The 12,049-nt window shown below is 72.1% G+C and carries 13 protein-coding genes; 12 read left to right on the forward strand and 1 reads right to left on the reverse strand.

What is annotated here, in order from left to right:
* Positions 1-81 precede the first annotated feature (81 nt).
* The 10 genes from mltG (at position 82) to nusB (ending at position 9,384) form a co-directional block, all read left to right on the forward strand.
* Entirely contained in the window at positions 82-1,770 is a 1,689-nt protein-coding gene (gene mltG, locus ACZ4NB_RS04585; protein ID WP_467658265.1) for an endolytic transglycosylase MltG, read from the forward strand.
* Entirely contained in the window at positions 1,767-2,594 is an 828-nt protein-coding gene (locus ACZ4NB_RS04590; RefSeq protein ID WP_467658267.1) for a shikimate dehydrogenase, read from the forward strand. Before mltG ends, ACZ4NB_RS04590 begins: the two co-directional genes overlap by 4 nt.
* Positions 2,595-2,712: 118 nt before the next feature.
* Positions 2,713-3,897: a chorismate synthase gene (gene aroC, locus ACZ4NB_RS04595; protein WP_467658268.1), complete on the forward strand. Its 1,185-nt coding sequence runs from the start codon at positions 2,713-2,715 to the stop codon at positions 3,895-3,897.
* On the forward strand, positions 3,894-4,451 hold the full coding sequence (locus tag ACZ4NB_RS04600) for a shikimate kinase (RefSeq protein ID WP_467658269.1): 558 nt from the start codon (positions 3,894-3,896) through the stop codon (positions 4,449-4,451). The genes aroC and ACZ4NB_RS04600 overlap by 4 nt, the downstream gene beginning before the upstream one ends.
* Entirely contained in the window at positions 4,448-5,539 is a 1,092-nt protein-coding gene (aroB, locus tag ACZ4NB_RS04605; protein WP_467658270.1) for a 3-dehydroquinate synthase, read from the forward strand. Before ACZ4NB_RS04600 ends, aroB begins: the two co-directional genes overlap by 4 nt.
* A complete protein-coding gene (aroQ, locus tag ACZ4NB_RS04610) occupies positions 5,536-5,985 on the forward strand; it encodes a type II 3-dehydroquinate dehydratase (protein WP_393487946.1) in 450 nt (149 codons plus the stop codon). Before aroB ends, aroQ begins: the two co-directional genes overlap by 4 nt.
* 285 nt (positions 5,986-6,270) lie before the next feature.
* Positions 6,271-7,143 (forward strand): Pro-rich N-terminal domain-containing protein, encoded by an 873-nt coding sequence (locus tag ACZ4NB_RS04615; RefSeq protein WP_467658271.1) that lies wholly within the window; start codon positions 6,271-6,273, stop codon positions 7,141-7,143.
* Between the two features lie 67 nt (positions 7,144-7,210).
* The gene (locus tag ACZ4NB_RS04620) at positions 7,211-8,317 is read left to right on the forward strand and encodes an aminopeptidase P family protein (protein ID WP_430979337.1); all 1,107 of its coding nucleotides are present in this window, start codon (positions 7,211-7,213) and stop codon (positions 8,315-8,317) included.
* Positions 8,318-8,383: 66 nt separating this feature from the next.
* Entirely contained in the window at positions 8,384-8,950 is a 567-nt protein-coding gene (efp, locus tag ACZ4NB_RS04625; RefSeq protein ID WP_393487940.1) for an elongation factor P, read from the forward strand.
* Positions 8,951-8,952: 2 nt separating this feature from the next.
* Positions 8,953-9,384 (forward strand): transcription antitermination factor NusB, encoded by a 432-nt coding sequence (gene nusB, locus ACZ4NB_RS04630; protein WP_467658273.1) that lies wholly within the window; start codon positions 8,953-8,955, stop codon positions 9,382-9,384.
* A 280-nt stretch (positions 9,385-9,664) separates the two neighbouring features.
* Here the strand turns inward: nusB and bldD are convergent, their stop codons facing one another.
* Positions 9,665-10,165 (reverse strand): transcriptional regulator BldD, encoded by a 501-nt coding sequence (gene bldD / locus ACZ4NB_RS04635; protein WP_384429091.1) that lies wholly within the window; start codon positions 10,163-10,165, stop codon positions 9,665-9,667.
* A 220-nt stretch (positions 10,166-10,385) separates the two neighbouring features.
* Between bldD and pyrR the strand changes: the two genes are divergently transcribed.
* Both pyrR and ACZ4NB_RS04645 read left to right on the forward strand, forming a co-directional pair.
* A complete protein-coding gene (gene pyrR / locus ACZ4NB_RS04640; RefSeq protein WP_467658275.1) occupies positions 10,386-10,976 on the forward strand; it encodes a bifunctional pyr operon transcriptional regulator/uracil phosphoribosyltransferase PyrR in 591 nt (196 codons plus the stop codon).
* A 93-nt stretch (positions 10,977-11,069) separates the two neighbouring features.
* The gene (locus tag ACZ4NB_RS04645; protein ID WP_467658276.1) at positions 11,070-12,047 is read left to right on the forward strand and encodes an aspartate carbamoyltransferase catalytic subunit; all 978 of its coding nucleotides are present in this window, start codon (positions 11,070-11,072) and stop codon (positions 12,045-12,047) included.
* Positions 12,048-12,049: the final 2 nt, after the last annotated feature.

Below are 12,049 nucleotides of genomic sequence, written 5' to 3' on the forward strand. Positions count from 1 at the left end.
CGCACGTGCAAGTAGAGGCGGATCGATACAGCAAGCGCGCTGCCGGACCGGAGCGCACCGCCTCTCGGCTCTAGGGGATCGATGACCGAGTATGGCCGGGGCTACGGCTCCGAACCGTGGCATCCCGAGGACCCGCTCTACGGAGACCAGGGTCCCTACGGAGGCCAGGCGCAGCAGCCTCAGTGGGGCGGGCAGCAGTCCGCCCCGCACCAGTCCGCCCCGCAGCAGTACCCGGGTCCCCAGCAGCACCCACGGCAGCACCCGCAGCAGCCCTACGACGGGGGCTGGGACGGCTCCCAGACAGGGCAGCTTCCGTACGACCCGTACGACCCCTACGGGCAGCACCCCCCGGCCGACCCCTACGGCGCAGGCCAGAGCCCTTACGGGCACCAGGACGCCTACCAGCCGCATCCGCAGCAGGCGCCCCCGCACCAGCAGCAGCACTACCCCCCTCACCAGTACGACCAGCCGGCCGCGGCCCCCTATGAGGACGCCGCCGCCGACGACTGGCGGGCCGAGCCGGAGCCGCGGCGCGAACCGGAGCCGGAGCACCCGTTCTTCGCCGACGACGCGGACGGCCCGTACGCGGACGACCGCGACAACCGGGACGACCGCGATGACTACGACGACCACGACGACGCCCCGCGCGAAGGGCGCTCCGGCCGTGAGCGCCGCGGCAACAAGAACAAGAAGAAGAAACGCCGCAGCGGTACCGCCTGCCTGGTCGTCACCCTGGTCTTCGCCGGCGCGGTCGGCGCCGTCGGCTACTTCGGCTACGACTTCTTCATGAGCCACTTCGGCCCGGCCCCCGACTATGAGGGCGAGGGTTCCGGCGAGGTCCAGGTCGAGATCCCGGACGGTTCGCCGATCGGGGAAATGGGCGCGATCCTCGCGAAGAACGGCGTGGTCAAGAGCGCGGACGCGTTCAGCGAGGCGGCCGGCAGCAAGACGCTGCAGCCGGGCACGTACACCCTCCGCAAGCAGATGTCCGGCGCCTCGGCCGTCGAACTGATGCTGGACCCCAAGAGCCGCAACGGCCTCACGATCCGCGAGGGGCTGCGGGCCGGCGAGGTCTACAAGCTCATCGACAAGAAGCTCAAGCTCAAGGCCGGCACGACCAAGGGCGTCGCCAGGAGCGAGGTCAAGAACCTCGGCCTGCCGTCCTGGGCCAACGACTCGGCCAAGATAAAGGACCCGCTCGAAGGCTTCCTCTACCCCTCGACGTACAGCGTGGGGCGGAACGCGAAGCCGTCGGCGGTTCTCAAGCAGATGGTGGCGCGGGCCAATCAGGTCTACGAGAAGCTGGACCTCGCGGGCAGTGCGCGCAAGCTCCAGCTGGACTCGCCGATGCAGCTCCTCACGGCCGCCAGCCTCACGCAGGCCGAGGGCAAGTACAAGCACGACTTCGTCAAGGTCGCACGCGTCGTCTACAACCGCCTCAAGCCGAACAACACCGAGACCTACGGTCTGCTCGACTTCGACTCGACGGTGAACTACGCGCGGTCCCAGAGCACTTTGGACACCGGTTCCGTCGACAACCTGCGGAACTTCGACGACCCGTACAACACCTACAAGTTCAAGGGTCTGCCGCCGGGGCCGATCGGCAACCCGGGCGAGGTCGCGCTCAAGTCCGCCATCAGCCCGGCCAAGGGCAACTGGTACTACTTCGTCTCGATCAACCCCGAGAAGACGCTGTTCGCCGAGACGAACGAGGAGCACGAGCGCAACCGCCGCATCTACGAAAAGGAACGCGAGAAAGCCAAGCAATGAGCCCCACACGTCGAGCTGCGGTACTGGGCTCCCCGATCGCCCACTCCCTCTCCCCGGTGCTGCACCGTGCCGCCTACGCGGAACTGGGCCTGACGGACTGGGCGTACGACCGCTTCGAGGTCGACGAGGCCGCCCTGCCCGGATTCGTCGGGAAACTCGGCCCGGAATGGGCGGGGCTCTCCCTGACCATGCCGCTCAAGCGCGCGGTGATCCCGCTGCTCGACGAGATCACCGAGACCGCGGCCTCCGTCGAGGCGGTGAACACCGTCGTGTGCACGCCCGACGGGCGCCGCCGGGGCGACAACACCGACATCCCGGGCATGCTCGCCGCGCTGCGCGAGCGCGGGGTGCGGCAGGTCGAACGGGCCGCCGTCCTGGGCGCTGGCGCCACCGCCTCCTCGGCGCTCGCCGCGCTGTCCCGGATCTGCACCGGCGAGGTCACCGCGTACGTCCGCAGCGACGCCCGCGCCGAGGAGATGCGCGGCTGGGGAGAGCGGCTCGGCGTCACGGTCCGCACCGCCCCGTGGGCGGACGCGGCCGAGGCCCTCACGGCCCCGCTGACCATCGCCACCACCCCGGCGGGCACCACCGACGCGCTCGCCGCGGCCGTCCCCGACCGGCCCGGCACGCTCTTCGACGTCCTCTACGAGCCCTGGCCGACGGCACTGGCCACCGCCTGGGCCGACCGCGGCGGCGCGGTGGTCGGCGGGCTCGACCTGCTGGTCCACCAGGCCGTGCTCCAGGTGGAGCAGATGACCGGTCGTTCTCCGGCGCCGCTGGCCGCGATGCGCGAGGCGGGTGAGGCGGCCCTGGCCGCCCGCTGATCCGCCGGCCGGCCCCCGGCGCCCGGTCCGTTCTCTGGACTGGGCCCCGCCCCCCGCGCGCGACGTGGGAGGATCAGGGGAAGACCGTACGCGGATGAGCAGTACATGAGGAGCACCGTTGAGCAGGTTGCGCTGGCTGACGGCGGGGGAGTCGCACGGCCCCGCACTCGTGGCGACGCTGGAGGGCCTTCCGGCCGGGGTCCCGATCACCACGGAGTTGGTGGCGGACGCGCTGGCGCGGCGCCGGCTGGGCTACGGCCGCGGTGCCCGGATGAAGTTCGAGCAGGACGAGGTCACGTTCCTGGGCGGGGTGCGGCACGGTCTGTCGCTGGGCTCGCCGGTGGCCGTCATGGTCGGCAACACCGAGTGGCCCAAGTGGGAGCAGGTGATGGCGGCCGATCCGGTGGACGCCGATGAGCTGGCGGCGCTGGCGCGCAACGCCCCGCTGACCCGCCCCCGCCCCGGTCACGCCGACCTCGCCGGCATGCAGAAGTACGGCTTCGACGAGGCCCGCCCGATCCTGGAGCGCGCCTCGGCCCGCGAGACCGCCGCCCGGGTGGCGCTCGGCGCGGTGGCCCGCTCGTTCCTGAAGGAAGCGGCCGGCATCGAGATCGTCTCGCACGTGGTCGAGCTGGCCGCGGCGAAGGCCCCGTACGGGGTGTACCCGAAGCCGTCGGACGTGGCGAAGCTGGACGCGGACCCGGTGCGCTGCCTGGACGCGGACGCCTCGAAGGCGATGGTCGCGGAGATCGACCAGGCGCACAAGGACGGCGACACCCTGGGCGGTGTGGTCGAGGTGCTGGCCTACGGCGTGCCCGTGGGCCTCGGCTCGCACGTCCACTGGGACCGCCGGCTGGACGCCCGGCTGGCCGCCGCCCTGATGGGCATCCAGGCGATCAAGGGCGTCGAGGTCGGCGACGGCTTCGACCTGGCGCGGGTGCCGGGTTCGAAGGCGCACGACGAGATCGTGGCCACCGAGGACGGGATCAAGCGCAGCACGGGCCGCTCCGGTGGCACCGAGGGCGGGCTGACGACCGGCGAGCTGCTGCGGGTGCGCGCGGCGATGAAGCCGATCGCCACCGTCCCGCGCGCCCTGGCCACCGTGGACGTCACCACCGGTGAGGCGGCCAAGGCGCACCACCAGCGCTCGGACGTCTGCGCCGTCCCGGCGGCGGGCATCGTCGCCGAGGCCATGGTCGCCCTCGTCCTGGCCGACGCCGTCGTGGAGAAGTTCGGCGGCGACAGCGTGGCCGAGACCCGCCGCAATGTGCGCGGCTTCCTCGACAACCTGGCGATCAAATGACGTCCCCGGTCGTCGTGCTGGTCGGCCCGCCCGGCGCCGGTAAGTCCACGGTGGGCGCGCTGCTCGCCGAGCGGCTGGGCGTCGGCTATCGGGACACCGACGCCGACGTCGTCGCCACGGCCGGCCGGCCGATCGCCGAGATCTTCTTCGACGAGGGCGAGCCGCGCTTTCGCGAGCTGGAGCGCGAGGCGGTGCGCGTCGCGCTCGACGAGCACCCGGGGGTGCTCTCGCTCGGCGGCGGCGCGATCATGGACGAGGGCACCCGCAAGCTGCTGACCGGCCTGCCGGTGATCTTCCTCGACGTCCAACTCGCCGACGCCGTCAAGCGGGTGGGGCTGGATGCGCCGCGCCCCCTGCTGGCGGTCAACCCGCGCAAGCAGTGGCGCGAGCTGATGGAGCGGCGCCGCCCGCTGTACACCGAGGTCGCGCGCGCCGTGGTCGCCACGGAGGAGCGCACCCCCGGCCAGGTCGCCGAGGCGGTCCTGGACGCATTGGAGCTACATCCGGCCGCGGGAGACGCCCCGCGGGCGGGCCACAGGGAGGAACAGGCATGACGGAGCAGGCCACCCGTATCCAGGTCGGCGGTACGGCGGGCACCGACCCGTACGAGGTGCTCGTCGGGCGGCAGCTGCTCGGCGAGCTCCCGGGCCTGATCGGCGACGGCGTCAAGCGGGTCGCGGTACTGCACCCGGAGGCGCTGGCCGCCACCGGCGAGGCACTGCGCGAGGACCTCGCCTCCCAGGGCTACGAGGCGATCGCCATCCAGCTGCCGAACGCCGAGGAGTCCAAGACCGCCGAGGTCGCGGCGTACTGCTGGAAGGCGCTCGGGCAGTCCGGCTTCACCCGCAGCGATGTGATCGTCGGCGTCGGCGGCGGCGCCACCACCGACCTGGCCGGCTTCGTCGCCGCCACCTGGCTGCGCGGGGTGCGCTGGATCGCCGTCCCCACCACCGTCCTGGGCATGGTCGACGCCGCGGTCGGCGGCAAGACCGGCATCAACACCGCCGAGGGCAAGAACCTGGTCGGGGCCTTCCACCCGCCCGCCGGGGTGCTGTGCGACCTCGCCGCGCTCGATTCGCTGCCGGTGCACGACTACGTCTCCGGCCTGGCCGAGGTCATCAAGGCCGGCTTCATCGCCGACCCGGCGATCCTCGATCTGATCGAGTCCGACCCCGAGGCCGCCAAGCGCCCGGACGGTGCGCACACCGCCGAGCTGATCGAGCGCGCCATCCGGGTCAAGGCCGAAGTGGTCTCCGCCGACCTCAAGGAGTCCGGCCTGCGCGAGATCCTCAACTACGGCCACACCCTGGCCCACGCCATCGAGAAGAACGAGCGCTACAACTGGCGGCACGGCGCCGCGGTCTCCGTCGGCATGGTCTTCGCCGCCGAACTCGGCCGGATCGCCGGCCGCCTGGACGACGCCACCGCCGACCGGCACCGCACCGTCCTCGCCTCCGTCGGACTGCCGCTGACCTACCGCGGCGACCAGTGGCCCAAGCTCCTGGAGACGATGAGGGTCGACAAGAAGTCCCGCGGTGACCGGCTGCGCTTCATCGTCCTGGACGGCATCGCCAAGCCGACGGTCCTGGAGGGCCCGGACCCGGCCATGCTGCTCGCCGCGCACGCGGAGATCGCGGCATGACCGCGAAGGCCCGGCGGGTACTCGTCCTCAACGGTCCCAACCTCGGCCGGCTGGGCTCCCGCGAACCGGACGTCTACGGCGCCACGTCCTACGCCGGACTCGTCGAGGAGTGCACCCGCCTCGGCAAGGAGCTGGGGTTGGAAGCCGAGGTCCGGGAGACCAACGACGAGGGCGAGATGATCCGCTGGCTGCACGAGGCCGCCGACGGATCGATTCCGGTCGTCATCAACCCCGGTGCCTTCACGCACTACTCGTACGGAATGCGGGACGCGGCCGCCCAGCGCACCGCCCCGCTGATCGAGGTGCACATCTCGAACCCGTACGCGCGCGAGGAGTTCCGCCACAATTCGGTCATCGCGGCCGTCGCCAGCGGTACGGTCGCCGGATTCGGCATCGGCTCCTACCGCCTCGCGCTCCGTGCGCTGGCCGAGGAGCTCGGCAACTGACGTACCCCCAAGGGCACTTCGGCCCCGCCCCCGGCCGTTCACTTGGCGCGCGCCGGGGGTAGGAGCCTTCCCTGTCGCGGCCGGGAGGGTACCGTTCGCAGCAGTGCCACCCATGCCGGCGGCCGTGGGGCCCACCGGCCCCCGGAGCCGGTGGAACCGCCGCACCGCCCCGGGCACCGTCCCGGCGCCCGGGGCCGCCGCTCGACCACCGCCGAGGGCACCCCACCCGGCGTCCGCCGGGGGAGCACCGCACCACGTCGACCGCACGAGACGGAGAGCCACCGGATGCAGTACGCAGTGGGGGCTCCGCTGCCGCCCCACGGGCAGGCATCAGGACCCGGGGCCGCCATGCACTGGACGCCCGACCCGGGACGGCCCGCCCCGCCCATCTCACCACCGGCCGCGCCGCCGGCCCCCGCGGCCCCGCCCCCACCCGCTCAGCAACCCGCCCCGCAGCAGGGCTGGCACGGGCCCGCACCCCAGCAGGCCCCGCCCGCCGGGCACAGCACCACCGACCTCACGGGCCATGTCCCGCTGCCGCCGGGCGCCCCGGTGCCGCTGCCCAGCCCGCCCACCGACACCGCCGCGCCGGACGCCGGCCAGGCGGCCGTCGCGGTGCTGCTCATCGGGCCGGCCGGAGCCGGCAAGACCAGCGTCGCGCGCCACTGGGCCGACACCCGCCGGGTGCCGACCGCGCACATCAGCCTCGACGACGTCCGCGAATGGGTCCGCTCGGGTTTCGCCGACCCGCAGTCCGGCTGGAACGACCACTCCGAAGCGCAGTACCGCCTCGCCCGCCGCACCTGCGGCTTCGCCGCGCGCAACTTCCTCGCCAACGGCATCTCCTGCATCCTCGACGACGCCGTCTTCCCCGACCGGCCGGTCGTCGGCCTCGGCGGCTGGAAGCGGCATGTGGGCCCCGGACTGCTGCCGATCGTGCTGCTGCCCGGCCTGGAGATAGTCCTGGAGCGCAACGCCCGGCGCTCGGGCAACCGCCGCCTGTCCGACGAGGAGGTCGCCCGGATCCACGGCCGGATGGCCGGCTGGTACGGCTCCGGGCTGCCGATCATCGACAACTCCCAGCACGACGTCGCCACGACCGCCCGCATGCTCAACGACGTCGTCGCCCGCTCCATCGCCAGCCCGCCGAGCTGGTGAGCGGGCGACTCCCCCGAGCGGCCGCGCTCGACCGGCCGCCTCGGGGGAGCCGCCGTACGCTCGTGATATGTCCGAGTTGTACGCGGCCCGACGCACGCGTCTGCGCGACCGCGTAGCCGGGGCCGGAAGTGCCGCCGCACTGATCTCGCGCCCCGCGAACGTCCGCTATCTGACCGGCTGCGCGCCGCCCGGCGCCGCCCTGCTGCTGGGCCCCGGCGACGATGTGCTGCTGTGCGGCAGACCGCTCAGCGGCGACCCGTCCGAGGGCCGCCCGGTCGACGACGTAAGGGTGGCGATGCTGCCCACCCGCGACGGCGACCCGGTCGTGGCGGGTGCCGATCTGGCGGCGAAGGCCGGCGCGGACACCCTGGCCGTCGAGGAGCACCACCTCACCGTCTCCCGGCACCGGGCGCTCTCCCAGGTCGCGCCGCGGCTGCGGCTGACCGACATGGCGTGCGCGGTCGAGGCGCAGCGGCTGGTCAAGGACGACGACGAGATCGCCTGTCTGCGCATCGCCGCCGAGATCGCCGACCAGGCGCTGGGCGAGCTGCTCGAATCGATCCTGGTCGGCCGCACCGAACGGCATCTCGCGCTCGAACTGGAGCGCCGCCTGGTCGACCACGGCGCCGACGGGCCGGCCTTCGCCACCTCCGTGGCGACCGGCCCGAACTCCGGCCGCGCCCGGCATCTGCCCACCGACCGGCGGGTCGAGGAGGGCGACTTCCTCAGCGTCGGCCTGGGCGCGAACTACCGCGGCTACCGCTGCGAGATCGGCCGGACCTTCGTCATCGGCACCTCGCCCTCGGACTGGCAGATCGAGCTGTACGATCTCGTTTTCGCAGCCCAGCGGGCCGGGCGCGAGGCGCTCGCGCCGGGTGTGGAGTGCCGCGAGGTGGACCGGGTGACCCGGCACATGCTGGACGCCGCGGGCTACGCCGAGCGGCTCGGGCCGTGGACCGGGCACGGCGTGGGACTCGAAATCGACGAGGACCCTCAGTTGTCCCCGGCCGCCATGGGTAAACTGGACGCTTGCGTGCCGGTCACCGTCGAGCCGGGGGTTCACATCCCGGGCCGTGGGGGTGTCCGGATCGACGACACACTCGTCGTCCGCCCCGAGGCGGACGGCGGGCCCGAGCTACTCACGATCACGACCAAGGAGCTGCTTGCACTGTGAGCCGCAGCGGCTCACTGGGTGCTGCTCCCGGGTCCCACCACCTGCAGTCCAGGAGATTCCGCAACCGTGGCATCCACGAACGACCTCAAGAACGGCATGGTGCTCAAGCTCGAAGGCGGCCAGCTCTGGTCCGTCGTCGAGTTCCAGCACGTCAAGCCCGGCAAGGGCCCGGCCTTCGTCCGCACCAAGCTCAAGAACGTGCTGTCCGGCAAGGTGGTGGACAAGACCTTCAACGCCGGTGTGAAGGTCGAGACGGCCACCGTCGACAAGCGCGGGATGCAGTTCTCGTACATGGACGGCGACTACTTCGTCTTCATGGACATGGACACCTACGACCAGATCCACGTCGACCGCAAGGCCGTCGGCGACGCCGCGAACTTCCTCCTGGAGGGCTTCGAGGCCGTCGTCGCGCAGCACGAGGGCGAGGTGCTCTACGTCGAGCTGCCCGCCGCGGTCGAGCTGGTCATCAAGGAGACCGAGCCGGGCGTCCAGGGCGACCGCTCCACCGGTGGCACCAAGCCCGCCACGCTGGAGACCGGCTACGAGATCCAGGTGCCGCTCTTCATCACGACCGGTGAGAAGATCAAGGTCGACACCCGCTCGGGCGACTACCTCGGCCGGGTGAACAGCTAACCGTGGCCGCCCGCAGCAAGGCCCGCAAGCGCGCCTTCCAGATCCTCTTCGAGGCCGACCAGCGCGGCGCCGACGTGCAGTCCGTGCTCGCGGACTGGATGCGGCACGCCCGGACCGACCCCCGGCAGCCGCCGGTCAACGAATACACCCTGCAGTTGGTCGAGGGGTACGCGGACCACGTCGCCCGCATCGACGAGCTGATCTCCACCTACGCGGTCGACTGGGACCTGGACCGGATGCCGGCGGCCGACCGCTCGATCCTCCGGCTCGGCGCCTTCGAGCTGCTCTGGGTGGACGACACGCCGGACGCGGTGGCGATCGACGAGGCCGTGCAGCTGGCCAAGGAGTTCTCCACGGACGACTCCCCGGCCTTCGTCAACGGCCTCCTCGGCCGCCTCAAGGAGCTGAAGCCGAGCCTGCGGCGCGAGGCGTAGTAGGCGCTCGGCAGAGCGTGTGAACGGGCCCGGAGCGGGGGAGACCGCTCCGGGCCCGTCGCATGCCCGCAGCGCGCCCTGTGGCGCCTTCTGCGCCGCACCCCGGGGTCTCGCCCATCGCCTTGTCCGCGGCGCCTCGTGCCTGCCGCCGTGGCGGGCGTATCGCACCGGCCGACGCGGCCCCGGTCGCCGGTCGCGTGCCCGGCCGTGGACCGGCAGACGAAAACCGCCGCCCCGGAAATCAGGGGCGGCGGTACGTTTCTTCACTTGGCGCGCGAGGTCAGATCTCCTCGTGCGTCACGGCGCGGCGGGCGTCGGAGTCCAGCACGCCCCAGCTGATCAGCTGCTCGGTCAGCACCGAGGGCGACTGGTCGTAGATCACGGCCAGGGTGCGCAGGTCGTCCTGGCGGATCGAGAGGACCTTGCCGTTGTAGTCGCCGCGCTGGCTCTGGATCGTGGCGGCGTAGCGCTGCAGCGGGCCGGCCTTCTCCTGCGGGACATGGGCGAGGCGCTCCAGGTCGAGCACCAGCTTCGGCGGCGGCTCGGCCGCGCCGCCCGGTGTCGTGCCCGGCAGGAGCTCCTGAACCGGGACGCCGTAGAAGTCCGCCAGCTCGGCGAGGCGCTGTACGGTCACGGCACGGTCGCCGCGCTCGTACGAACCCACTACCACGGCCTTCCAGCGGCCCTGGGACTTCTCCTCGACGCCGTGGAGGGAGAGGCCCTGCTGGGTACGGATGGCGCGGAGCTTGGCCCCGAGCTGTTTGGCGTATTCGCTGGACATAAGGCTCCCCAGACGGCTGTATCGACATGCGGCTCCGCCGCGCGGTGGTAACTCACTGTGAGGTTACGCAGCGTAATCTGACTTCGTCAAGCGGAATGGGCCAGACCATCACCCGTCAGGGGTGCGCGCGGGTCCTGAAGGGGCCCCTGCTAACCTGACTGCGTTATTCCGACGTCCTTTAAGGTCCGTCCCGTGAGGCGGAGAAGGAGGTCCGTTTCGTATGGACGCAAACAGTTCCGACGCGGGGGCCCGGCTCCCGGCGCGACCGGTGCTCGAAGGCCCGGACATCACGCGCATGCTCACCCGCATCGCCCACGAGATCGTCGAGCGCGCCAAGGGCGCGGACGACGTGGTGCTGCTGGGAATCCCGACCCGCGGTGTCTTCCTCGCCCGGCGGCTGGCCGACAAGCTGGCGGAGATCACCGGCCGGACGATCCCGGTGGGCTCGCTCGACATCACGATGTACCGCGACGACCTGCGCCTGGGCCCCGCCCGCACGCTCGCCCGCACGGACATCCCTGGTGACGGCATCGAGGGCCGGCTCGTCCTGCTCGTCGACGACGTCCTGTTCTCCGGCCGCACGATCCGCGCCGCCCTGGACGCCCTGGGCGACATCGGCCGCCCGCGCGCCGTCCAGCTCGCGGTCCTCGTCGACCGCGGCCACCGCGAACTGCCGATCCGCGCCGACTACGTGGGCAAGAACCTCCCCACGTCGCTGCGGGAGACGGTCAAGGTCCAGCTCACCGAGGAGGACGGCCGGGACGCCGTGCTGCTCGGCGTGAAGGACGCCGCCCCGGCCGGCGAGCGATAGCGCACCGCGCACGGACCCGGTGACCCCGGGCCCGCAGGCATGCCCGCTCAACGGACATTCCCGTACACCTCCCTCACCCACGGAGAAAACCGGATGAAGCGTCACCTCATCTCGGCCGCCGACCTCACGCGCGACGACGCCGTCCTGATCCTCGACACCGCCGAGGAGATGGCCCGGGTCGCCGACCGGCCGATCAAGAAGCTCCCCACCCTGCGCGGACGCACGGTCTGCAACCTCTTCTTCGAGGACTCCACCCGGACCCGGATCTCCTTCGAGGCCGCCGAGAAGCGGCTCTCCGCGGACGTCATCAACTTCGCCGCCAAGGGGTCCAGCGTCTCCAAGGGCGAGTCCCTCAAGGACACCGCCCAGACCCTGGAGGCGATGGGCGTCGACGCCGTCGTCATACGGCACAGCGCCTCCGGCGCCCCCTACCGCCTCGCCACCTCCGGATGGATCGACGCCCCCGTCATCAACGCCGGCGACGGCACCCACCAGCACCCCACCCAGGCCCTGCTGGACGCCTTCACCATGCGCCGCCGGCTCATCGGCCCGGACGCCGGGCTGGGCCAGGACCTGAGCGGGCGGCGCATCACCCTCGTCGGCGACGTGCTCCACAGCCGCGTCGCGCGCTCGAACGTCGACCTCCTGCACACCCTCGGCGCCGAGGTCACCCTCGTCGCCCCGCCCACCCTGGTGCCGGTCGGCGTCGAGAGCTGGCCGTGCGAGGTGTCCTACGACCTCGACCGCGTGCTGCCGAAGTCCGATGCCGTGATGATGCTGCGGGTGCAGCGCGAGCGGATGAACGCCGCCTTCTTCCCGACCGAGCGCGAGTACTCCCGCCGCTACGGCTTGGACGGCGACCGGATGGCGCGGATGCCCGAGCACGCCATCGTGATGCACCCCGGCCCGATGGTCCGCGGCATGGAGATCACGGCCGAGGTCGCCGACTCCGACCGGTGCACGGTCGTCGAGCAGGTGGCCAACGGCGTCTCCGTCCGCATGGCCGTCCTGTACCTGCTGCTCGGCGGCAACGAGCCCGCCGTCACCCACACCCGTACCGAGGAGAAGTAAGA

The organism is Streptomyces sp. NPDC026575, assembly GCF_055567415.1.

Excerpts from the sequence above, each read along its gene's own strand:
- ACZ4NB_RS04600 (WP_467658269.1), top strand. The coding sequence starts at position 3,894 with ATGACGTCCCCGGTCGTCGTGCTGGTCGGCCCGCCCGGCGCCGGTAAG.
- ACZ4NB_RS04645 (WP_467658276.1), top strand. The coding sequence starts at position 11,070 with ATGAAGCGTCACCTCATCTCGGCCGCCGACCTCACGCGCGACGACGCC.
- ACZ4NB_RS04620 (WP_430979337.1), top strand. The coding sequence starts at position 7,211 with ATGTCCGAGTTGTACGCGGCCCGACGCACGCGTCTGCGCGACCGCGTA.
- ACZ4NB_RS04615 (WP_467658271.1), top strand. The coding sequence starts at position 6,271 with ATGCAGTACGCAGTGGGGGCTCCGCTGCCGCCCCACGGGCAGGCATCA.
- pyrR (WP_467658275.1), top strand. The coding sequence starts at position 10,386 with ATGGACGCAAACAGTTCCGACGCGGGGGCCCGGCTCCCGGCGCGACCG.
- bldD (WP_384429091.1), bottom strand. The coding sequence starts at position 10,165 with ATGTCCAGCGAATACGCCAAACAGCTCGGGGCCAAGCTCCGCGCCATC.
- ACZ4NB_RS04590 (WP_467658267.1), top strand. The coding sequence starts at position 1,767 with ATGAGCCCCACACGTCGAGCTGCGGTACTGGGCTCCCCGATCGCCCAC.
- aroQ (WP_393487946.1), top strand. The coding sequence starts at position 5,536 with ATGACCGCGAAGGCCCGGCGGGTACTCGTCCTCAACGGTCCCAACCTC.
- aroB (WP_467658270.1), top strand. The coding sequence starts at position 4,448 with ATGACGGAGCAGGCCACCCGTATCCAGGTCGGCGGTACGGCGGGCACC.
- mltG (WP_467658265.1), top strand. The coding sequence starts at position 82 with ATGACCGAGTATGGCCGGGGCTACGGCTCCGAACCGTGGCATCCCGAG.